This is a genomic window from Streptomyces sp. HSG2, from assembly GCF_016598575.1.
Taxonomy (GTDB): Bacteria; Actinomycetota; Actinomycetes; order Streptomycetales; family Streptomycetaceae; genus Streptomyces.
Window position 1 is genome coordinate 191943 of sequence record NZ_CP066801.1, and the last position, 25299, is coordinate 217241.

The 25299-nt window shown below is 74.1% G+C and carries 1 protein-coding gene (cut by a window edge); it reads right to left on the minus strand.

All coding sequences use genetic code 11. From position 1 onward, the window contains the following. A protein-coding gene (locus JEK78_RS00540) for a type I polyketide synthase (protein WP_200262110.1) crosses the window boundary here: on the minus strand, positions 1-25299 show its 3' portion. 1734 nt of this gene lie beyond the right edge of the window; only the last 25299 of its 27033 coding nucleotides appear in the window; its start codon lies off the right edge, out of view — the gene reads right to left on this strand; it ends in the stop codon at positions 1-3.

The window sequence follows — 25299 nt, forward strand, 5'->3', positions numbered from 1 at the left end:
TCAGTCGAGCTGTCCGTCCAGCTGTCCGTCCAATTGCCCGCCGGGTTGTCCTTCGAGTGCCGCCTGCACCAGGTCGTCGACGGACATGTCGTCGATCGAGCCGGTGTCGTCGCTCTCCTCGGCCGAGGACCTGCCGAGGAGGTGCAGCAGCGGTTCCAGTACGCCGATCTCGCGCAGCTGGGTGAGCGGCACCTTGGCCAGGAGTTCGCGGATCTCGGCCTCCTCGCCGTCGGCCTCGGCCGCGTCCTCGGGTACCAGCTGGTCCAGAAGGTGGGTGGCCAGTTCGGCGGGCGAGGGGTGGTCGAAGACCAGCGTGGAGGCGAGGCTCAGGCCGGTCGCCGCGCCCAGGCGGTTGCGCAGTTCGACCACGGCGAGCGAGTCGAACCCGAGGTCGCGGAACGGGCGGTCCGCGCGCACCGCGTCGGTGTCGGTCCGGCCCAGTACCTCGGCGGCCTGGGTGCGGACCAGGTCGAGCAGCGTCTCGTGGCGCTTGGCCGGCGCCAGGCGGAGGAGCCGCTCGCGCAGTGCGCCTGAGGGTGCCGCTTCGGGTGCCGCCGTCTCCTGGGGTCCGGCGAGTTCCCGCAGCAGCGGGTTGGGCCGGAAGCCGCCGGAGAAGCGGCCCTTGTCGACGGCCGCGACGACCGCGGTCGCCCCGTCCTCCGCGGCCAGCCGACGCAGGGCCGTGCAGGCGAGTTCGGGGTCCATCGCCGCGATGCCCGCGCGCTGGGCGTTGGCGACGGCGTCCTCGGAGTCGGCCATGCCTGCGCCGCCCCAGGCGCCCCAGGCGATCGAGGTGGCGGCCAGGCCGTGGGCCCGGCGCCGTTCGGCGAGCGCGTCCAGCATGGCGTTCGCGGCCGCGTAGTTGGCCTGGCCGGGGCTGCCGACCGCCGACGACGCCGACGAGAACAGCACGAACGCGTCGAGGCCCGAGGTCAGCTCGTCCAGCAGCAGCGCCGGGTCGGCCTTGCTGCGGAACACGTCCTGGAACCGTTCGGGCGTCATCTTGTCGAGGACGCCGTCGTCGAGCACGCCCGCCGTGTGGACCACGGCGGTCAAGTCGTCCACCCCGTCCAGGACCGCCCGCAGGGCGGTCCGGTCGGACGCGTCGCAGGCGGCGATGGTGACCTCGGCGCCCAAGTCGCGGAGCGCGGTGCCGAGTTCCTCGGCGCCGGGGGCGTCGGGGCCGCGCCTGCTGAGGAGCAGCAGGTGGCGGGCGCCCTCGCGGGCGAGGGTGCGGGCGACATGGCCACCGAGCGCGCCGGTGCCGCCGGTGATGAGGACCGTGCCGCGCGGCTCCCAGACGCGGGCCGGCGCGGGGGCGGGCGCGGTGAGGAGCCTGCGGCCGAAGACGCCGCTCGCCCGTACGGCCACCTGGTCCTCGCCGTCGAGTCCGGCGAGGACGGAGGCGAGGCCGCGCAGGACGCGGTCGTCGAGTCCGGCGGATCCGGCAGGTTCGACGGGCAGGTCGATCAGGCCGCCCCAGCGCTCCGGGTACTCCAACGCGGCCACCCGGCCCAGGCCCCAGATCGCCGACTGCGTCAGGTCGTCCGGCGCCTCGGCGGCGCTGACGGCCACGGCGCCGCGGGTGACGCACCACAGCGGTGCGGTCAGGCCCGCGTCGCCGAGCGCCTGAATCAGCGCCGCCGTGAGCAGGGTGCCCTGCGGTGTGCCGCCGGGGTCCGAGGGGGCGCGGCCGAGCAGGGAGACCACTCCGGTGAAGCCGGTACCCAGGGGGGCGAGGGCCTTGGCGATCCGGGCACGGTCGGGGGTGTTGAGCGCGACGGTGACGACGTCGGCGCCGAGCGCGGCCACGACCCGTGCCGCCCAGGCATCGTCGCCGGCCGGGGTCACGGCCAGCCAGCGTCCGGCCGGCGTACCGGAGCCGCCGTCCAGCGGCTTCCAGGCGATCCGGTACCGCCAACTGTCCACGACTGCGAGGTCGTTGTGCTGTCGGCGCCAGTCGAGCAGGGCGGGCAGCACCTGGGAGAGCGCGCCGCCGTCGACGTCGAGCACCTGCTCCAGCGCGCCGAAGTCCTCGCCCTCGACGGCGGCCCAGAACGCGGCGTCGTCGCTGCCGGGCTCGGCGGCGGCCGGACGCGTGGCGGTGCCGGTCATGGTCGAGGGCCAGAACCGCTGGTGCTGGAAGGCGTAGGTGGGCAGGTCGACGCGGTTGCCGCCGCTGAAGAGGCCGGCCCAGTCGACGCGTACGCCGCGGGCGTGGAGCCTGGCGAGCGCGGTGACGGCGGTTGTCTCCTCGTCGCGGTCCTTGCGCAGCAGAGGGATCGCCACCGTGCCGGGGGCGCTGTCCGGGACGAGGCCCGACAGGGTGGCGTCCGGGCCGAGTTCGACCAGGGTCGTGACGCCGCGCTCGGCGAGGGTGCGGACGTTGTCCGCGAAGCGCACGGGCTCGCGCACGTGCCGTACCCAGTACTCGGGGTCGGTCAGGTCTCCCCCGACCACGACCGGCATGGTCGGCGCGGCGAAGGCCAGACCCGTGACGACCTTGCGGAACTCGTCGAGCATCGGGTCCATCAGCGGCGAGTGGAAGGCGTGCGACACCCGCAGCCCGCGGCGCTTCCAGCGACCCACGACGGCGCCGACCGCCTCCTCGGGACCGGCGACGACCACCGACTCCGGCCCGTTGACCGCGGCGATCGTGACACCGTCGGTGAGGTGCGGCAGGACGGCGTCCTCCGACGCCTGCACCGCGACCATGGTGCCGCCGGCCGGCAGGGCCTGCATCAGCGAGGCCCGCGCCGACACCATCGTGCACGCGTCCGCCAGGGAGAGAACCCCGGCGACGTGCGCGGCGGCGATCTCACCGATCGAGTGCCCGGCGAGGAAGTCGGGCCGCAGACCCCACGACTCGGCGAGCCGGTAGAGGGCGACCTCAAGAGCGAAGAGGGCGGGTTGCGCGTTGCCCGTCCGGTTCAGTGCCGCCTCGTCGTCGCCGCGGACGACCTCCCGCAGCGCCGGGTCGAGGAGTTCCGTGACCTCGTCCAGCGCGGCCCGGAACACCGGGAACCGCTCGTACAGTTCGCGGCCCATGCCGAGCCGTTGCGAGCCCTGTCCGGCGAACAGGAAGGCGAGCTTGCCCGCCCGGGCGGCCTCGTCGACGACGACGTGCGGGGTGCGGGCGCCCTCCGCCAGCGCGGTGAGGCCGGCCAGCAGGTCGTCCCTGTCGTCGGCGAGGACCACCGCGCGGTGCTCGAAGGCGGCACGGCCCGTCGCCGCCGAGTAGGCCAGGTCGGCGGGTTCGGCGGTGGCCGCGGTCGCCAGCAGGCGGGCGGCCTGGTCGCGCAGCGCGGCGGGGGTACGGCCGGAGACGAGCACCGGCAGCACTCCGGCCGTGTGCTCCACCGGATTCGTGGGCTCGGGCTCGGCCTGCTCGATGATCACGTGTGCGTTGGTGCCGCTCGCGCCGAACGACGAGACACCCGCCCTGCGCAGCCGGCCGGTGTTGGGCCACGGCGTCCGCTCCGCCAGCAGCTTGACCGTGCCGGAGCTCCAGTCGACGTGCGTGGTGGGCTTCTCGGCGTGCAGCGTGCGGGGCAGTTCGCCTGCCCGCATCGCCATGACCATCTTGATCACACCGGCGACACCGGAGGCGGCTTGGGTGTGGCCGAGGTTGGACTTGATGGCGCCGAGCAGCAGCGGGTTGGCCCGCTCCCGGCCGTAGGCGGCGATCAGCGCCTGGGCCTCGATCGGGTCGCCGAGCTTGGTGCCGGTGCCGTGCGCCTCGACGGCGTCCACGTCGTTCGGGCGCAGTCCGGACGCGGCCAGCGCATGGTGGATGACCCGCTGCTGGGCGGGGCCGCTGGGTGCGGTCAGGCCGTTGGAGGCGCCGTCGGAGTTGATGGCGCTGCCGCGGACCACCGCGAGGACCTGGTGGCCGTTGCGCCGCGCGTCCGACAGCCTCTCCAGTACGAGCATGCCCACGCCCTCGGCCCAGCCGGTGCCGTCGGCGTCGTCGGAGAACGCCTTGCAGCGACCGTCCTCGGACAGGGCGCCCTGGGCGCTGAACTCGATGAACCCGACCGGCGTCGACATCACGCACACACCGCCGGCCAGCGCCATGGAGCACTCGCCCGCACGCAGCGCCTGTGCGGCCAGGTGCAGGGCGACCAGGGACGAGGAGCACGCGGTGTCGACCGACGCCGTCGGCCCCTGGAGGCCGAAGGTGTAGGCGGGGCGGCCGGACAGCAGCGACGCTGACTGCGCGGTCTGCCACTCCAGGCCGGTCTCCTCCTGGGAGGGCCGGTACTCGCCGCTGCCGCCGCCGACGAACACGCCGGTGTCGGTGCCGCGCAGCAGGCCCGGGTCGATGCCCGCGCGCTCCAGGGCCTCCCAGGCCGTCTCCAGCACGAGGCGCTGCTGCGGGTCCATGACGAGGGCCTCGCGCGGCGAGATGGAGAAGAAGTCCGGGTCGAAGTCGGCGACGTCGTACAGGAATCCGCCGCGCCGGGTGGCGCTCTGTCCGGCGGCCAGCGCGGCCAGGTCCCAGCCCCGGTCCGCGGGCATGTCGCCGGTGGCGTCGATGCCGTCGAGGAGCAGCTGCCACAGGTCCTCGGGACTCGTCACGCCGCCGGGGTAGCGGCAGCCCATGCCGACGATGGCGATGGGCTCGTCCAGGGCCCTGGCCCGCGGGACGAGCACGTCCTCGGCCGGGTCCTCGGTGGTGCCGAGCACCTCGTCGAGCAGGTGGGTGGCGAGTTCGCCGGGTGTCGGGTGGTCGAAGACGAGCGTCGCGGGCAGGGTGTGGCCGGTCGCGGCGCCGATCTGGTTGCGCAGGTCGAGCGCGGTGAGCGAGTCGAAGCCCAGGTCGCGGAACGGCACGTCCGGTTCGATCGCGTCGAGCCTGGAGTGGCCGAGCACCACGGCCGCGCGCTCGCGCACCAGCGTGAGGACCTCGCCGTGCCGCTCGTACTCCGGCAGCTCAAGGAGCCGCTGTGCGAGGGCGGAGTCGGGCTCGGCGGCCTCGACGCGGGCCTCGGGCAGGGCGGCGAAGACGGTGCTGGGGCCGAACGCGGGCGCGAACGTCTCCCAGCGCACATCCACCACGGCGACCGTGCCGCGCCCGGCCGCGACCGCGAGCCCGAGCGCGGACAGCGCCTGCCGGGCGGGCATGACCGGCATGCCGCTCAGCCGCAGGTGCGCGGTCATGCTCGGGTCGGTCGTGTCGGCCCACGGGCCCCACGCCACGCACAGTGCCGTACGGCCCCGGTCGCGCCGCCCGCGGGCGAACGCGTCGACCAGCGCGCCGTGCGCGGCCTGCGGACCCTGCCCCCGCGCGCCCCAGATCCCGGCGACGGACCCGAACACCACGAAGGCGTCCAGCTTCCGGTCGCCGAGCCGTTCGTCGAGGTCGTACAGGACGTCGAGCGGGGTGTCCTCGCCGACGTAGAGGACGGCGTCGGCCCGCTCCAGGTCGTCGAGGTCGTGGCTGACGACGACGTCGTCCCCCTCGTCCTCCAGCCACCGCACCACATGCCGTCCCATGGTGCCGTCGGCGCCGATGACGAGGACCGTGCCGCGCGGCGTCCAGGACGGCGCGGTGACGGTCGTACGGGCCAGCCGCCGGGCGTGGACTCCGTCGGCGCGGATCGCGACCTGGTCCTCGCCCTCGGGTATCCGGGCGAACCAGCCGGCGACGGGCTCGGCCAGGTCGACCAGGCCGCCCCAGCGCTCGGGGTGCTCCAGCGCGGCGACCTGTCCCTCGCCCCAGACCGGGGCCAGGGCGGGGCTGCGCAGCGGCTCGTCGCCGACCGCGACCGCGCCCCGGGTGACGCACCACAGCGGCGCCGTGACCCGGGCCTCCGCCAGGTCCGCCAGCAGTTGAGCCGGCCCGGTGGGCAGCAGCGAGAGCACCCCGGCGTAGTCGCCGGCCCGCACCTCGTGGGCCACCTCCGCATCCCCGCCGAACGCGGCGACCGCCTCGGCCGCCCACGCGTCGCCCTCCGGCACCAGCGCAAGCCAACGCCCCTGCGGCCCGCCGGTCCCCGCCGCGACCGGGGCCCACGTCACCTCGTACAGCCAGCCGTCCACGGCGGCGCGGGCCGGCTGCGCGGACGAGATGGTGTGCGGCCAGTAGCGCTCACGCTGGAAGGCGTACGTCGGCAGTGCCACGCGGCGGGCGCCGGTGCCCTCGTAGTACCTCTCCCACTCGATGCCGGTGCCCCGCAGGAACAGGTGGCCGAGGGCGAGGGCGAACGCGTCCCGCTCGTCGCGGTCCTTGCGCAGCGCGGGCACGGCATCCTCGACGAGCGCGGATAGTACGCCGTCGGGGCCGATCTCCAGGAACGTCGTGGCGCCCTCGGAGCGCAGCGTGCCGACGTGGTCGTGGAAGCGGACGGTCTCGCGGACGTGGCGGACCCAGTACTCCGGGTCGGTCACATCGCCGCTGGTCACGATCGGGATCGTCGGCTCGTGGAAGGTGAGCCCGGTGAGGGCGGCGCGGAAGTCGTCCAGCATCGGTTCCATCAGCGGCGAGTGGAAGGCGTGGGAGACCTTCAGCCGCTTGGTCCTGCGGTCGCCGAAGACTTCGGCGATCCGCTCGACCTCGGTCTCGTCGCCCGCGATCACCACGGAGGACGGACCGTTGACGGCCGCGATGGATACCAACTCGGTCGCCTGCGCGGCGACTTCCTCCTCCGTTGCCTCGATGGCCACCATGGCGCCCCCGACAGGCAACGCCTGCATCAGCGTCGCCCGAGCCGTCACCAGCTTCGCGGCGTCCTCCAGGGCGAGGACACCGGCCACATGGGCCGCCGCGATCTCACCGATGGAATGACCGGCGAGGTGGTCGGGCCGTACGCCGAGCCATTCCGTCAGCCGGTAGAGCGCGACCTGGAGCGCGAACAGTGCGGGCTGCGTGTGACCGGTCTTGTTCAGCGGCTCCGCGTCCTCACCCCACATCACCTCCCGCAGCCCCGGCTCCAGGTGTCCCAGTACGTCGTCCAGGGCATCGGCGAAGACGGGGAAGCGCTCGTACAACTCCCGTCCCATGTCGAGCCGTTGAGATCCCTGCCCGGAGAACAGCAGTGCCGTTGTGGCGGCCTTGCGGGCGGTGCCGGTGGCGATCTCGGTGCCGTCGACGAGGAGGGCGCGGTGTGGGAAGGCGGTTCGGGTGGTGGCCAGTGAGTAGGCGATGTCGAGCGGGGCGGCGTCCAGCGTCCTGATCCGTTCGACCTGGGCGCGCAGGGCGTGTTCGGACTTCGCGGAGACCAGCCACGGGGTGCCCGGGGCTCGATCCGCGTCGGCCGGGGTCGGGGCCGCGGGGGCGGGGCCCTCCTCCAGGATGACGTGGGCGTTGGTCCCGCTGAGGCCGAACGCTGAGACACCGGACCGGCGCGGATGCCCGTTCTCCGGCCAGTCGACGGAGTCACCGAGCAGCGACAGCGTGCCCGAGGACCAGTCGACGTGCGAGGTGGGCGCGTCGACGTGCAGCGTCCTGGGGAGCATGCCGTGCCGCATCGCGAGCACCATCTTGATGACGCCGGCGACACCGGCGGCGGCCTGCGTGTGGCCGATGTTCGACTTGACCGAGCCCAGGTAGAGCGGGGCCGGCCGGTCCGTGCCGCCGAACGTGGACAGCAGGGCCCGCGCCTCGATCGGGTCGCCCAGCGTGGTGCCGGTGCCGTGCGCCTCGATGGCGTCGATGTCGGCGGGCGAGAGGCCCGCGTCGGCGAGGGCCTGCCGGATCACGCGCTGCTGGGAGGGGCCGTTGGGCGCGGTGAGGCCGTTGGAGGCGCCGTCCTGGTTGACGGCCGAGCCGCGGACGACGGCCAGGACGTCGTGCCCGTTGGCGACCGCGTCGGACAGCCGCTCCAGTACGAGCAGACCGGCGCCCTCGGACCACGCGGTGCCGTCGGCGGCCTCGGCGAAGGCCTTGCAGCGGCCGTCGGGGGCGAGGCCGCCCTGAGTGGTGAACTCCACGAACGAGTCGGGGCTGGACATGACCGACGCGCCGCCCGCGAGGGCGAGGGTGCACTCGCCGCCGCGCAGCGCCTTGGCGGCCCAGTGCAGGGCGACCAGGGAGGAGGAGCAGGCGGTGTCGACGGTGACGGCCGGGCCCTCCAGGCCGAGGACGTAGGACAGCCGGCCGGACATCACCGACGCGGTGTTGCCGGTGGCCAGGTATCCCTGGACCTCGGCGACGGTGTCCTCGGTGGCCCGGCGCAGGACGTTCTCGTAGTCCTGGCCATTGGTGCCGATGAACACGCCGGTGCTGCTGCCGCGCAGGCGCGAGGGGTCGATGCCCGCGCGTTCCAGGGCCTCCCAGGCGGTCTCCAGGACGAGTCGCTGCTGCGGGTCCATGGCGAGGGCCTCGCGCGGCGAGATGCCGAAGAAGCCGGCGTCGAAGTCGGCGACCGCGTCGAGGAATCCGGCTTCCAGGGCGGCGGAGGCGCCGGCGCCGAGGGCGTCGAGGTCCCAGCCGCGGTCGGCGGGGAAAGCGCTGACGCCGTCCCGTCCCTCGGCCAGCAGCCGCCACATCTCCTCCGGCGAGCCGGCGCCGCCGGGGAAGCGGCAGCCGATGCCGACGATGGCGATCGGGTCGTCGTCGACCGGGGCGGCCGTCACGGCGGGCGCCGAGGTGCCGGATTCGGCCCCTGTTGCGCCCAGTGCTTCGGCGCGCAGGAACTCGGCCAGCTCCGCCGGGGTCGGGTAGTCGTAGAGCAGGGACGCGGGCAGCGTCAGCTCCAGTGCGGCCTGGAGGCGGTTGCGCAGCTCCAGCGTGGTCAGAGAGTCGAAGCCGAGGTCCTGGAAGGCCCGGTCGACGTCGACCTCGGCGGCGTTCGCGTGGCCGAGGACGGCGGCGATCTGGCCGCGTACGAGGTCGAGTACGGCGCGGGCGCGATCCGCGGCGGGCAGGGACGAGAGCCGGCCGCGAACCTGAGGCTGCTCGGCCCCGACTGTGTCCTCGGTGGTGCGCAGACGCCTGACCTCGGGCAGGTCGTCGACGAGCGGCGCGGGCCGCAGGCCTGCCAGGGCGGGCAGATAGCGTTCCCAGTCGATGTCGGCGACCGTCACCGAGGCGTCGCCGTGCTCGATCGCCCGGCGCAGCGCGGCCATCGCGAGGTCCGGTGCCAGGGGCGCGAACCCGCCGCGCCGCAGCCGCTCGGCCACTTTGGCCCCGTCGACGGCCATCCCGGCCTCGGCCCACGGGCCCCAGGCGACGGAGGTGGCCGCCAGGCCCTGGGCGCGCCGGTGTTCGGCGAAGGCGTCGAGGAAGGCGTTGGCCGCCGCGTAATTGCCCTGTCCGGCGGCGCCGATGACACCCGCGGTGGAGGCGAACAGGACGAACGCGTCCAGGTCGGCGGTCAGTTCGTGCAGGTTGCGGGTGGCGGTCTCCTTGGCGCGCAGCACGCTCGCGAAGGCGTCCGGTGCCATCGTCTCGACCAGCCCGTCGTCCACGACGCCGGCCGTGTGGAACACCGAGGTGACCGGGTGCTCGGCGAGCAGGGCGGCGAGCGCGTCTCGGTCGGCGACGTCGCAGGTGGCGATGACGGCCTTCTCGCCAAGTTCGGAGGCGAGTTCGGCCGCGCCGGGCGCGCCCGTGCCACGCCTGCTGACCAGGACGATCTTTTCGGCGCCGTTGGCAGCGAGCCAGCGGGCGACGTGCGCGCCGATGCCTCCGGTGCCGCCGGTGATCAGGGCCGTGCCGGGGCGGAACTCGCGGGCGGTGCCGTGGACGGCTCTGCGGCTCAGGCGGCGGCCGTAGGTGCCGGAGGGGCGCACCGCGACCTGGTCCTCATCGCGCTGGGCGAGGATGCCCGTGAGACGGCGCAGGGAGTTGCGGTCCAGTTGCTCCGGGAGGTCGACCAAACCGCCCCAGCGGGTGGGGTGTTCGAGGGCGACGACCCGGCCAAGACCCCACACGGCGGCCTGTTCGGGCCGGGTGACGGTCTTGGAGCCGCCGACCGACACCGCGCCCCGGGTGGCGACCCACAGCGGGGCGCTGACGCCCGCCTCCCCGAGTGCCTGCACGACGAGGGTGGTACGGGCGAGGGCGGTCTCGGTATCGGCGCCGAGCGCCACGAGCGAGAGCACACCGGCGTAGGAGCCGCCGTCGAGCCGGGCGGTGAGCGCGGCACGGTCGGTGTCGGCCTCGATCACGTCGGTTCCGGCGCCGAGCGCGGCCACGATGTCCTGGACGTCGGCGGCGTCGTGGCCGTCCGCCCTCAGCACCAGCCACGGCCCGGTCGCCACGCCGTTCGCGGTGAGCGGCTTCCAGGTGACGCCGTAGCGCCAGGAGTCCACGGTGGACCGGAGCTTGCGGCTGCGCCATTCGGCGAGCGCGGCGAAGTCCTCGCGCTCGACGGCGTCCCAGAACGTGTCGTCGACACTGTCGCCGGCGGCCCGCACCGACTGCGGCGCGACGGGCTCCGGCCAGTAGCGCTGGTGCTGGAACGGGTAGGTCGGCAGGCCGACGGTGCGCGCTCCGGTACCGTCGAAGTACGCCCGCCAGTCGACCGCGGTGCCGCGCACATGTACGCCCGCCAGCGCGGTGAGCAGGGTGACGGCTTCGGGCCGCTCACCGCGCAGCGCCGGGACCAGTATGGCGTCCTCGGTCAGGCTCTCCCCCGCCATGCCGCAGAGCACGCCGTCGGGTCCGAGTTCCAGGTACGTCCCCACGCCCCGGCTCTCCAACTGCCGCACGGCGTCGGCGAATCGCACCGTCTCGCGCACGTGCCGCACCCAGTACTCCGGGTCGGTCACATCACCGCTGGTGGCCAGCGGGATCTCGGGGGCGTTGAACGACAGCCCGGCGATGGCGGCACGGAAGTCGTCCAGCATCGGGTCCATCAACGGCGAGTGGAAGGCGTGCGACACCTTCAACCGCTTCGTACGACGGTCCGCGAACCGCTCGACGACCCGCGCCACGTCGGCCTCGTCACCCGCGACCACGACCGACGACGGCCCGTTGACGGCCGCGATCGACACCGCACCATCCAGGTACGGAGTCACCTCCTCCTCGGTCGCCTCCACCGCCACCATCGACCCACCCGACGGCAACGCCTGCATCAACCGCGCCCGCGCCGACACCAGCGCACACGCGTCCTCCAGCGACAACACACCCGCCACATGCGCGGCAGCGATCTCGCCGATCGAGTGCCCGGCGAGGTGGTCGGGCGTGACGCCCCACGACTCGACCAGGCGGTACAGGGCGACTTCGAGTGCGAAGATCGCGGGCTGGGCGTATCCGGTGCGGTCGAGGGTGTCCTGGTCCTCGCCCCACATCACCTCGCGCAGCGGCCGGTCCAGTTCGGCGTCGAGGTGGACGCAGACGGCGTCCAGGGCGTCGGCGAACGCGGGGTGGGTTTCGTACAACTCGCTTCCCATGCCGCAGCGTTGGGAGCCCTGACCGGTGAACAGCAGTGCCGTACGGCCCCGGGCGGCGGTGCCGCGGACGAGGGAGGCGTCCGGGAGGCCGTCGCGCAGTGCGGTCAGGCCGCGTACGAGTTCGGCGTGGTCGTGCGTCACGATGACGGCGCGCCGCTCGAAGGTGGAGCGGTGGCGGGCCAGGGATCCGGCGAGGTCGACGGGGTTGGCGTCCAGTTCCAGCAGCCGTGCGGCCTGCTGTCGCAGGGCCTCGTCGGCGCGTGCGGACAGCAGTACCGGGACCAGGGTCGGGGTAGGTTCCGGTGCCGGGTCCGCGGCCGGCGGCGCCTGTTCCAGGAGCAGGTGCGCGTTGGTGCCGCTGAGCCCGAAGGACGACACCGCGCCGCGGCGGGCGCGGCCGGTCTCGGGCCAGGGCTGCTGCTCGGTGAGCAGTTCGATGGTCCCGGTGGACCAGTCGACCTTGGTGGACGGCTGGTCGACGTGGAGAGTGCGGGGCAGGATGCCGGTCTGGAGCGCCTGGACCATCTTGATGACGGAGGCGACGCCGGAGGCCATTTGGGTGTGGCCGATGTTGGACTTCACGGAGCCGAGCAGCAGCGGACGGTCGGCGGCGCGGTCCTGACCGTAGGTGGCGAGCAGGGCCTGCGACTCGATGGGGTCGCCGAGGTCCGTGCCGGTGCCGTGGCCCTCGATGGCGTCCACGTCGGACGGTGCGAGGCGGGCGTTGGCCAGGGCCTGGCGGATGACGCGCTGCTGGGAGGGGCCGTTGGGTGCGGTGAGGCCGTTGGAGGCGCCGTCCTGGTTGATGGCGGAGCCGCGGACGACGGCGAGGACTCGGTGTCCGGCCGCGACGGCGTCGGAGAGGCGTTCCATCAGGACCAGGCCGATGCCCTCGGCGAGGGTCATGCCGTCGGCGGAGTCGGAGTAGGCCTTGCAGCGGCCGTCCTTGGCGAGGGCGCGCTGCCGGCTGAAGCCGACGAAGGCGCCCGGGGTGGCCATGACGCTGACGCCGCCGGCGAGGGCGAGGCTGCTCTCGCCGTCGCGCAGCGACTGGCAGGCCAGGTGCATGGCGACCAGGGAGGACGAGCAGGCGGTGTCGAGGGTGACGGCGGGGCCTTCGAGGCCGAAGAGGTACGACACCCGGCCGGACAGCACGCTGGAGAGCGTGCCGGTGATCATGTGGCCCTCGTCGCCGGGGGTCGCTCCGGTGCCGCCGGAGGAGTAGTCCTGGTAGCTGGCGCCGATGAAGGCGCCGGTGCGGCTGCCGCGCAGGGTGTGCGGGTCGATGCCGGCACGTTCCATGGACTCCCAGGCGGTCTCCAGGAGGAGGCGCTGCTGCGGGTCCATAGCGAGGGCCTCGCGGGGCGAGATGCCGAAGAAGCCGGGGTCGAAGTCGGCGACGTCGTGCAGGAAGCCGCCCTGCACGGAGTAGGCGCCGCCGGGGGCGTCGGGGTCGGGGTCGTAGAGCGCGGAGGCGTCCCAGCCGCGGTCGGCGGGGAAGCCGGAGATGGCGTCGACGCCATCGAGCACGACCCGCCACAGGCCCTCGGGCGAGCTGACGCCGCCGGGGTAGCGGCAGGCCATGCCGATGATGGCGATGGGCTCGTCGGTGGCCGCGGCCGCGACGACCGGCTGCTGTGCCGTCGGGTCGGAGCCGAGGATCTCGGCGAGCAAGAACTCGGCGAGGGAGAGGGGGCTCGGGTGGTCGAAGACCATCGTGGTGGGCAGGGTGAGGCCGGTCGTGGCGGCGAGCTTGTTGCGCAGGTCGACGGCGGTGATGGAGTCGAAGCCGGCCTCGCGGAAGGCCCGGTGCTCGGTGAGCGCCTCGGGGCTCGCCATGCCGAGCACGGCGGCCGCCTGGGCGCGTACGAGGTCGAGCAGGGTCTGCTCCCGCTCGGCGGGCGGCAGGGCGCGCAGCTGCGCGGCGAACCCGTCGGCCTGCCCGTTTCCGGCCGACTGTGCGGCGGCCGTGGTGAGCGCCCGCACCTCGGGGAGCTCGTCGAAGAGTGTGGTGGGCCGGACGGCCGTGAACACGGGGTGGTAGCGGTCCCAGGCGACGTTGGCGATGGCCAGCTCGGTCTCGTCGTCCTCGATCGCCCGCTCCAGCGAGGCGAGCGCGAGGCGGGCCGGCATGAACTCCAGGCCGCTGCGCCGGATCTGCTCGGTGTCGACGCGGCCGAGGCCGAGGTCGTCGGACCAGATGCCCCACGAGACGGCAGTGCAGCGCAGGCCGCGGGCCCGGCGGGCGGCGGCGAGCGAGTTGAGGTAGGCGTTGCCGGCGACGTAGGCGGCGTGGTCGCCGCTGCCCCACATGCCGGAGACGGACGAGAACAGCACGAACGCGTCGAGGTCCTCGGTGAGCAGCTCGTCGAGGTGGCGGGCGCCGTCCACCTTGGCACCGAGGATGTCGGCGAGTGCCTGGGGGGTGGCGCCGTCGATGGAGTGCAGGCCGATGACCGCGGCGGTGTGGATCACCGAGCGGATGTCGTGACCGTTCGCGCGCAGGTCGTCGAGCAGGGTGGCGACGGCGTCGCGGTCGGCGATGTCGCAGGCCATGACGGTGGTTGGCGTGCCGATCTCGGCGAGTTCGGCGGCGAGTTCGCGGGCGCCGGGCGCGTCGAGGCCGCGGCGGCTGGTGAGCACCAGGTGCTCGGCGCCCAGGTGGGCGAGCCAGCGGGCCACGTGCGGGCCGAGCGTGCCGGTGCCGCCGGTGATGATCGTCGTGCCGCGCGGCGTCCACTCCCGCCGCTTGTCGGGGCGGGCGGGGGCGCGCACGATCCGGCGGGCGAGAGTGCCCGAGGCACGGATCGCCAGCTGGTCCTCCTGACCGGCGCCGGTGAGCGCGGCGACCAGGCGCCGACCGGCCCGGGCGTCGAGTGCGAGGGGCAGGTCGATGGAGCCGCCCCAGCGCTGCGGGTGTTCCAGCGCGGCGGTCCAGCCGATGCCGAGGGCCTGGGCCTGGCCGGGGTGGGTGACGGTGTCGGAGCGGCCGGTGGACAGGGCGTCGCGGGTGAGGTTCCAGACGGGCGCGGTGATGCCCGCGTCGCCGAGGGCGTTGATCAGGGAGACGGTGAGGAGCAGGCCGAGCGGCAGCCCCGGCGTGGCCGGCCGTTCGGCGGCGGGCAGCAGCGAGACGATGCCGGCGAGGACGGCGTCGGTGAGGTCGGAGAGCCTGGCCGCGAGGACGGCACGGTCGGCGTCGGCCTCGCCGAGCGTGATGCGGCGGACCTTGGCGCCCCCGGCTTCCAGGGCCGCGACCACGTCGGCGTCGTCGCTGTCATCGGCGGCGACGACCAGCCAAGTGCCGGTGAGGGCAGTGCTGTTGAGGCCGCGCAGGGGCTTCCAGGTGACCCGGTAGCGCCAGGCGTCGGTGGTGGAGCGGTCACGGCCCGCCTGCCGCCAGGTGGTGAGCGCGGGCAGGACGGCGGCGAGGGTCTCCTCGTCGAGGTGCAGCGAGCGGGTGAGGGTGGCGAGGTCGGACTGCTCGACGGCCGTCCAGAACGCGGCGTCGGCCGGGTCGGCGGCACCGGCGGCCTGCGGCGGCATGGCCGGGCCGGTCCAGAACCGCTCGCGCTGGAAGGCGTACGTCGGCAGGTCGACGCGGCGCGCCCCGGCGAACTGCTCCTTCCAGCGCACCGGAATCCCGCGCACCCATGCCTCGGCGACCGAGGCGAGCACCCGGGCGGCGCCGCCCGCGTCACGGCGGAGGGTGCCGGTGACGACGGCGCGCCGGCCCGCGTCCTGCGCGGCGTCCTGCACCCCAGGGGTGAGCACGGGATGCGAGCTGACCTCGATGAACGCCTGGTGCCCGGCCGCTAGGAGCGTGTCCACGGCTTCGGCGAGGCGCACGGTGCGGCGCAGGTTGGTGAACCAGTACTCGGCGTCGGTGGTGGCGTTGTTCCACTCTCCGGTGACGGTGGAGAGGAAGGGGACCTCGGGTTCCAGCGGCCGGATCAGCGCGAGGTCGCGCAGGAGTTCCTCGCGGAGCACCTCCACCTGCGCGGAGTGCGAGGCGTAGTCGACCTCGATCCGGCGCACGCGGACGCCTTCCTCGGTGAGCGCCCCGCACAGCGCGTCCAGGGCCTCCAGGTCGCCGGAGACCGCGACCGAGCGGGGGCCGTTGGTGGCGGCGAGCGAGAGCCTCTCGCCCCATTCGGCGAGGCGCGGCTCGATCTCGGCGGCGGACAGGGCGACGGACACGATGCTGCCGGAGCCGGACATGGTGCGCCCGATGGCCTGGCTGCGCAGCGCCACCACGCGCGCGGCGTCCTCCAGCGACAGCGCCCCGGACACCGCGGCGGCGGCGATCTCGCCCTGGGAGTGCCCGATCACGGCGTCGGGGGTGACGCCGTACGCCTTCCACACCTCGGCGAGGGACACCATCACCGCCCAGGAGGCGGGCTGGACGACGTCCACGCGGTCCAGCGAGCCGCCGCCGCGGACGACGTCGATGAGCGACCAGTCGGTGAACGGGCGCAGTGCGGCGTCGCACTCGGCGAGACGGGCGGCGAACACCGGTGATTCGTCGTGCAGTTGAGCGCCCATGCCGACCCACTGGGTGCCCTGGCCGGGGAAGACGAAGGTGACCTTGCGCTCCAGGTCGGCGACGCCGCGCGCGATCTCGACGCCGTCGAGGAGCACCGCGCGGTGGTCGAAGACGGAGCGGTGGGCGAGCGAGAACCCGATGTCGTGCGGGCTGCCCGGCACCTCGCGCAGCCGCTCCACCTGGGCGAGCAGCGCGGCGTCGGACTTCGCGGAGACGACCCAGGGGACGCCGGCGAGGACCGGGACGGGCGCCTCGCTCACCTCTTCGGCGACCTGGGCGTCGTCGCCCGGCGCCTGTTCCAGGATCACGTGGGCGTTGGTGCCGCTGATCCCGAACGACGACACGGCGGCGCGCGCCGCGCGGCCCGTCTCCGGCCACGGCGTGGGCTCCTTGAGCAGCGACAGCGCGCCGGAGCTCCAGTCGACGTGCGAGGACGGCGCGTTGAGGTGCAGGGTCTGCGGCAGGACCTCGTGCCGCAGCGCCATCACCATCTTGATCACCGACGCCACACCGGCCGCGGACTGGGTGTGGCCGATGTTCGACTTCACCGAGCCGAGCAGCAGTGGACGGTCGGCGGCGCGGTCCTGACCGTAGGTGGCGAGCAGCGCCTGCGCCTCGATGGGGTCGCCGAGCGCGGTGCCGGTGCCGTGTGCGTCCAGGGCGTCCACCTCGGACGGCTGCACGTCGGCGTTGGCCAGGGCCTGCTGGATGACGCGCTGCTGGGAGGGGCCGTTGGGGGCCGACAGTCCGTTGGACGCACCGTCCTGGTTGACCGCGGATCCGCGTACGACCGCCAGCACCGGAAGCCCGCCCCGGCGCGCGTCGGACAGCTTCGCCAGGAACAGCATGCCGATACCCTCGGACAGGATCATGCCGTCCGCGGAGTCGTCGAACGCCTTGCAGCGGCCGTCCTTCGCCAGCGCCCGCTGCCGGGAGAACGCGATGAGCGGCTTCGGGTTCGGCATCACGGTGGCGCCGCCGGCGACGGCGTACGTGCTCTCCCCGGAGCGCAGCGACTGGCAGGCCAGGTGCAGGGCGACCAGGGAGGAGGAGCAGGCGGTGTCGACGGTGACGGCCGGGCCCTCGAAGCCGAACACGTACGACACCCGGCCCGACAGCACCGACGGGCTGCTGCCGGTGACGGCGTAGCCCTCGCTGCCGCCGCCGTCGCCACCGCCGTACTCGATGTAGCTGGACCCGATGAACGCGCCGACCCGGTCGCCGCGTAGCGCGGCGGGGTCGAGGCCGGCCCTCTCGACCGCCTCCCAGGTGGTCTCCAGCAGCAGCCGCTGCTGCGGATCCATGCCAGTGGCCTCGCGCGGCGAGATCCCGAAGAACGCCGGGTCGAAGTCGCCGGCGTCCGGCAGATAGCCGCCGGCGGTGGTGTATGTCGTGCCGGGCCGGTCGGGGTCGGGGTCGTACAACTGGCCCATGTCGAAGCCGCGGTCGCCGGGGAACTCGGTGATCGCGTCGGTGCCCGCGAGCACCATGTCCCAGAACCGTTCCGGGGTGTCGGCGCCGCCGGGGAAGCGGCACGACATGCCGATGATGGCGATGGGCTCGTCGGAGCCGTCGCGGTGGGCGGTCCAGACGGTCTCGGCTTCGGTGGCGCCGAGCAGTTCGGCGAGCAGGTGGTCGGCGAGGACCGCGGGGGTCGGGTAGTCGAAGACCAGCGTGGCGGGCAGCGGGAGCCCGGTGGCGTCGGAGAGTTTCTTGCGCAGCTCGACGGCGGTGAGCGAGTCGAAGCCGATGTCGCGGAAGGCGCGGTGCTCGCCCACCTCGTCGGCGGAGCCGTGGCCCAGCGTCGCCGCGGCCTCGGCGCGGACCAGGTCGACGATGCGGCGCCGCCGGTCGTCCTCCAGTAGATCGCGTAGCCCGCGGACGAAGTCGGAGTCGCTGCGCGCGGGTTCGGCCGCCCCGGTGAGCAGCGCCTTCGTCTCGGGCAGGTCGGCGAGCAGCGGGCTCGGACGCACCGAGGTGAAGACCGGGAAGTAGCTCTCCCAGGCGACGTCGGCGACGGTGACGCAGGTGTCGCCGTGCACGAGGGCACGGTTGAGCTCGGTGACCGCCGGCGCGGGCGAGAGGAGGGTCAGGCCTCGCTTGGACAGGTGCTCCGACATCGCGGCGTGGGTCGCCATGCCGACCTCGGCCCAGGGGCCCCAGGCTATGGACGTGGCCGCGAGACCACGTGCCCTGCGATGCTCGGCGAGCGCGTCGCAGTACGCGTTGGCCGCGCCGTAGGCGGCCTGGCCGCCGCTCCCCCACACGCCGGCGATCGAGCCGAACAGGACGAAGAAGGCGATGTCACCGACGAGTTCGTCGAGGTTTCGGGCGCCGTCGACCTTTGCGGCCAGCACGTCCGCGAACGCGGTCAGGTCGGTGTGCTCCAGCGGCGCCTGCTGGGGGGTGCCGGCGGCGTGCACGACGCCGGTGAGGTCGTCGATGCCGTCCAGGAGGTGCTGGAGTGCGGCGCGGTCGGCGACGTCGCAGGCGACGATCTCCACCCGTGGGCCCAACTCCTCCAGTTCCGCCCTGAGTTCGGCGGCGCCCGGCGAGTCCGGGCCACGTCGGCTGGTCAGGACGAGGGTCTCGGCGCCGCGTCCGGCGAGCCACCTGGCGGTGGTGGCGCCGAGTCCGCCGGTGCCGCCGGTGATCAGCACCGTGCCGGAGGCGGGGAGGCCGGAGGGCAGCGCGTCGACCGGTCGGCGGGCGAGGCGGCGGCCGAGGACACCGGTCGAGCGCACGGCGACCTGGTCCTCGCCGTCGAGTCCGGCGACCACGGTGACCAGACGACACAGGGCGTTCTCGTCGAGGGTGTCCGGGAGGTCGACCAAGCCCGCCCAGCGCTGCGGGTACTCCAGCGCGGCGGCCCGGCCGAAGCCCCACACCGCCGCCTGGGCGGGCGAGCGGACCTCGTCGCCGAGACCTGCGGCGACCGCGCCGGAGGTGACCGTCCACAGCGGGGCGTCGAGCCTCTTCACGAGTTCGACGGTGAGCGCGAGGCCGACGGTGAGCGCGGCGTGCGGACGCTCGTCCAGCGCGAGCAGCGACACCGCGCCTTCGCAGTCGGGGAGTTCGCCCATGGCGGCGACATCGGCGGGGGCGGAGGGGTCGTCGGCCGGATCATCCAGGGTGACCACGGTGACGTCGGCGCCGTGCGCGGCGAGCGCGGCTCGGTACGGTTCGGGGTCGGTGTCGCCGGAGGTGAACAGGGCGATGCGGCCGTCCAGGACCGGGGTGGCGGCGGCCCGCAGCGGCGCCCACAGCACCCGGTAGCGCCAGGAGTCGAGGAGGGCCTTCTCCTGGTTGCCGTGCCGCCAGGACGAGAGCACCGGGAGCAGGGAGTCCAGGGAGGAGCGTTGGTCGGCGTCCAGCCCGAGCAGTGCGGCGAGTTCGCGGGCGTCCCCGCGTTCGACGGCGGCCCACAGGGTGGCGTCGGCGGGGTCGGCCGAGGTGTCGGAGTCGGCGGCGGGCGGCTGCTGCGGCGCGCCGAGCGGCCAGTAGTACTCGTGCTGGAAGGCGTAGGTGGGCAGGACGATCTCGCGGGCACCGGCGAACCAGGTGCTCCAGTCGACGCCCACCCCGGCCGCGAACAGCCGGCCCAGGGCGGCGACCACGGCCTCCTCCTCGCCCCGGTCCTTGCGCAGCACCGGGACGGCCTCGTCGACCAAGGCGGACAGGGCGCCCTCGGGGCCGATCTCCAGGAAGGTGGTGACGCCCGAGTCGCGCAGTGCCTGGACGTGGTCCGCGAACCGAACGGCGTCGCGTACGTGCCGCACCCAGTACTCCGGGTCGGTCACGTCGCCGCTGGTGACCAGCGGGATCTCGGGGGCGTTGAACGACAGCCCGGCGATGGCGGCACGGAAGTCGTCCAGCATCGGGTCCATCAACGGCGAGTGGAAGGCGTGCGACACCTTCAACCGCTTCGTACGACGGTCCGCGAACCGCTCGACGACCCGCGCCACGTCGGCCTCGTCACCCGCGACCACGACCGACGACGGCCCGTTGACGGCCGCGATCGACACCGCACCATCCAGGTACGGAGTCACCTCCTCCTCGGTCGCCTCCACCGCCACCATCGACCCACCCGACGGCAACGCCTGCATCAACCGCGCCCGCGCCGACACCAGCGCACACGCGTCCTCCAGCGACAACACACCCGCCACATGCGCGGCAGCGATCTCACCGATAGAGTGCCCGGCGAGCGCGCCCGGCCTGATCCCCCACGAGCGCACAAGCCGGAACAGGGCGACCTCGACGGCGAACAGCGCGAGCTGTGCGTGGCCCGTCCGGTTCAGCTCCTCCTGGTCCTCGCCCCACATGACGTCGCGGACGTCGAGGCGCTGCAGCACCTCGTCCAGGGCGTCCCTGAACACCGGGTGGCGCTTGGCGAGTTCACACCCCATGCCGAGGCGCTGGGTGCCCTGTCCGGAGAAGAGGAAGGCGACCTTGCCCGGTGCGGCCTCGCCCTCGACGAGCGCGATGTCCGTGTGCTCGGTGGCCAGCGCGGTCAGCGCCCGCAGCAGCCCCTCGCGGTCCTCGGCGACGACGGCCGCCCGCTGCTCGAACGCGGAGCGGGTGGTCGCCAGCGAGTACGCGAGGTCGGTGAGGTCGAGCGAGGTGTCGCCGGCCACGAACGACCGCAGCCGGGCGGCCTGGCCGCGCAGCGCGCGCCGAGTGCGGGCCGACAGGACGAAGGGCCCGCGGACCTGCTGCGGGGACTCGCCTGCCTGCTGCCGGGACTCACGGGGCCGCTCCTCGGCCTCGCGGCGCGGCTGCGCGGCGTCGGCGCTTTCGAGGATCAGGTGCGCGTTGGTGCCGCTGATGCCGAAGGAGGAGACGCCTGCCCGGCGCGGCCGGTCGGCCTGCGGCCACTCGGTGTTCTCGGTGAGCAGCCGGACCGCGCCCTCGGTCCAGTCGACGTGCGTGGACGGCTCGGTGACGTGCAGGGTTCTCGGCATTACGCCGTGGCGCATCGCCATGACCATCTTGATGACGCCGGCGACGCCCGCCGCGGCCTGGGTGTGGCCCATGTTGGACTTCACCGAGCCGAGCAGCAGCGGCCGGTCGTCGTGGCGGTCCTGCCCGTAGGTGGCGAGCAGGGCCTGCGCCTCGATGGGGTCGCCGAGGGTGGTGCCGGTGCCGTGCGCCTCGACCGCGTCCACCGCGTCCGGGGTGAGCCCGGCGGAGGCCAGGGCCGCGCGGATGACGCGCTGCTGGGCGGGGCCGTTGGGGGCCATCAGGCCGTTGGAGGCGCCGTCCTGGTTGACGGCCGAGCCGCGGACGACGGCGAGGACGCGGTGGCCGCTGCGCCGGGCGTCCGACAGCCGTTCCAGTACGACCACGCCGGCGCCCTCGGCCCAGCCGACGCCGTCGGCGGAGTCGGAGAAGGCCTTGCACCGGCCGTCCGGGGACAGGCCGCGCTGCCGGGAGAACTCGATCAGCGCGGTCGGCGTCGACATGACGGTGACACCGCCGGCCACCGCGAGCGAGCACTCACCGGCGCGCAGCGCCTGCATCGCCCAGTGCATGGCCACCAGCGACGAGGAGCACGCCGTGTCCACGGTGACGGCGGGCCCCTCCAGGCCGAGCGTGTAGGAGACCCGGCCGGACACGATGGACGGCGAGGTGCCGGCGCCCTGGAAGCCCTCGAAGTCGCCGCCGCCGAGCCGGGCGCCGTAGTCGTTGTACATGACGCCGGCGAAGACACCGGTCTGGCTGCCGCGCAGCGAGGTCGGGGCGATGCCCGCGTTCTCGATCGCCTCCCAGACGACCTCCAGCAGGATGCGCTGCTGCGAGTCGGTGCCGAGGGCCTCGCGGGGCGACATGCCGAAGAACCCGGCGTCGAACTCGCCGGCGTCGTGCAGGAATCCACCGGAGCGGGTGTACGTCGTGCCGGGGTGCTCGGGGTCGGGGTGGTACAGGTTCTCCAGGTCCCAGCCCCGGTTGGCGGGCAGGCCGGTGACGGCGTCGCCGCCCTCCGAGACCAGCCGCCACAGGTCGTCGGGCGAGCCGATGCCGTCGGGGTAGCGGCAGCCCATGCCGACGATGACGATCGGGTCGTCGGAGACGTCGGTGACCGCGGTGGGGGCGGTGATCTCGGCCGCGCCGTCGAAGAGGTCGTCCAGCAGGTGGGCGGCGAGCGCGGTGGGGGTCGGGTAGTCGAACACCATCGTCGCGGGCAGCCTGAGGCCGGTCACGGCGGTGAGCTGGTTGCGCAGTTCGACCGCGGTGAGCGAGTCGAAGCCGAGGTCCTGGAACTGCCGCGTCGGCTCGATCTCGGCGCCCGAGGCGTGGCCGAGCACTGCGGCGACCTGCCTGCGCACCAGGTCGAGCAGGGCGTCGCCGCGCTCGTCCGCCGGCAGTTGGGCGAGACGGCGGACGAGGGTGTCGGCGGTCTGCGAGCCGGTGGCGGCGCGGCGGACGCGGGTGCGGACCAGGCCGCGCAGCAAGGGCGGCACCTCGCCGCGCCGGCGCAGCGTCGCGAGGTCGAACCGCGCGGGTACGGCGGTGGCGTGGGAGCCTGCGACCGTGGCGTCGAACAGCCGCAGTCCCTGCTCGACGGTGAGCGGCGGCATACCGGTGCGGGCCATGCGCTCGGCGTCGGCGTCGGCGAGCATGCCGGCCCCCGCCCAGGCGCCCCAGGCGAGCGACACGGCGGGCAGGCCCTCGGCCCGCCGGTATGCGGCGAGTGCGTCGAGGAAGTGGTTGCCCGCCGCGTAGTTGGCCTGGCCGGGGGTGCCCCAGGTGCCGGCGAGGGACGAGAACAGCACGAACGCCTTGAGGTCCAGGTCCCGGGTGAGTTCGTGCAGGTGCCAGGCCGCGTCCACCTTGGGGCGCAGCACGGGGTGGAGCCGTTCGGGGATGAGGGAGGAGAGCACGCCGTCGTCGAGGACGCCGGCCGCGTGCACGACCGCGCTGACGGGGTGCTCGCGCAGCAGCTCCGCCAGCGCCTCGCGGTCGGCGACGTCGCACGCGGCGACGGTCACCTCGGCGCCCAGCGCCCGAAGTTCGGAGACGTCGGCCCTGCCGCTGCGGCTGACCAGCATCAGTTCGCGGACGCCGTACGCCGTCACGAGGTGCTGTGCGATCAGCTTGCCGAGGCCGCCGGTGCCGCCGGTGACCAGGACCTTGTCGCCCCAGTCGGCCTGCGGCTCGGCGGCTTGGGCGCGGGTCAGGCGGGGCGCGTAGGCCTCGCCGTCGCGCAGGGCGAGCTGCGGTTCGTCAGAGCCGATCGCCTGGCCCAGCGCCGTCAACGAGTCTTCGGTGCCGTCGAGTTCGAGCAGGGTGTGGCGACCGGGGGCCTCGGACTGGGCGGAGCGGACCATGCCCCAGACTGCGGCGGAGGCGAGGTCGCGGTTGCTGGTGACGAAGACGAGGCGTTCCTCGCGCTCCTCCTGGAGCAGGCTGAGGACGCGTTCGGTGAGCGTGTGCACGGAGCCGACGACGTCCGCGTCGCCGAGCAGAGGCACGACGACCACGTCGGCGTCGTCTTCGCCGCCGAGCCCGAACACGTCCTCGCCCAGCACGGAGAACGCGGTGGGCTCGGCGGGCACGGTGACCGGCACCCAGTCGACGGTGAACAGCGAGTCGCGGTCGGTGGCGGCGGAGGGTGCGCCGACGGGCCGTACGACCAGCGAGTCCACGGTGGCGACCGGTTCGCCGGAGGCGTCGGCGGCGGCGATGGCGTAGGTGTTGTCGCCGCTGCGGGTCAGGCGCACACGCAGTTCGCTCGCGCCGGTGGCGTGCAGGGACACGCCCTCCCAGGAGAACGGCAGTCCGGCGTCACCCTCCCCGGCGACGAGCGCGGCGTGCAGGGCGGAGTCCAGCAGCGCCGGGTGCAGGCCGAAGCCGGCCGCGTCGGCGTCCTCGGGCAGCCGCACCTCGGCGTAGAGGGCGCCGTCGCCGCCCCGCCAGGCCGCCTTGAGTCCCTGGAACACGGGCCCGTACTCGAAGCCCATGCCCGCGAACTGGTCGTAGCAGCCGTCGATGTCGAGGGGGCGGGCGTCGGCGGGCGGCCACACGGTGGTGTCGAAGGAGGAGGCGCGGGCGGGTGAGGTGAGGACGCCGGTGGCGTGCTGCGTCCACGGCTCGTCCTCCTCGTCGTCCGGACGGGAGTGGACGGTGACGGTGCGGCGGCCGTCGGCGTCCGGCTTGCCGATCCACAGCTGCACCTGGACGCCGCCGGTCTCGGGCAGGGCGAGCGGCGCGGTGAGGGTCAGTTCCTCGACGCGGTCGCAGCCGACCTCGTCGCCGGCGCGGACGGCGAGTTCCAGGAAGGCGGTGCCGGGCAGCAGGACCGTGCCGCGCACAGCGTGGTCGACCAGCCACGGGTGGGTGGTGCGGGTGAGGCGGCCGGTGAGCAGCACCCCGTCGGAGTCGGCGAGGGAGACGGCGGCGGTGAGCAGCGGGTGCTGGGCTGCGCCGAGGCCGGCCGAGCGCGGGTCGAAGCCGAAGCTGCCGCCCTTGGGCCAGTAGCGCCGGGTCTGGAAGGCGTAGGTCGGCAGGTCGACTCGGCGGGCGCCGGTGCCGGCGAAGTACTCGGCCCACTTCACGGTGGTGCCGCGCACATGCAGGGCGGCGAGGGCGGCGGTGACGGTGTCGGTCTCGGGGCGGCCGGAACGCAGCAGGGGCAGCGCGGTGACGTCGTCTGCGCTCTCCTGCGCCAGGGCGGACAGGACGCCGTCGGGGCCGACTTCGAGGAAGGTGGTGACGCCGTGCTCGTGCAGCCAGCGGACGCCGTCGGCGAACCGCACCGCGCGGCGGACGTGGTCCACCCAGTAGTCGGCGGAGGTGACCTGCTCGACGCGGGCCTGCTCGCCGGTGACGTGGGAGATCAGGGGGATGAGCGGCGGGTTCAGGGTGAGGTCGGCGACGACCGCGCGGAAGTCGTCGAGCATCGGGGCCATCAGCGGCGAGTGGAAGGCGTGCGACACCGCGAGGCGCTTGGTCTTGCGGCCCTCGTCGGTGAAGTGCGCCTCGATCGCGGCGACGGCGTCGGCCGCTCCGGCGACGACGACCGAGCGGGGGCCGTTGACGGCGGCGACGGAGACCTTTCCGGCGGGGATCCTCCCGTCCGACTCGGCGTCGCCGAGGTGGGCCAGGACCTCGTCCTCGGTGGCGGTGACCGCCAGCATGGCGCCGCCGGCGGGCAGTGCCTGCATGAGGTCGCCGCGGGCGGTGACGAGACGGGCGGCGTCCTCCAGCGATAGCACTCCGGCGACGTGCGCGGCGGCGATCTCGCCGATCGAGTGCCCGGCGACGAAGTCGGGCTTCAGGCCCAGGGACTCGGCGAGGCGGTAGAGGGCGACCTCGAACGCGAACAGCGCGGGCTGGGTGTGCCGGGTCTGGTTCAGGACATCGGCGTCCTCGCCCCAGACGATGTCGCGCAGCGCGGGGTCGAGGTGCGC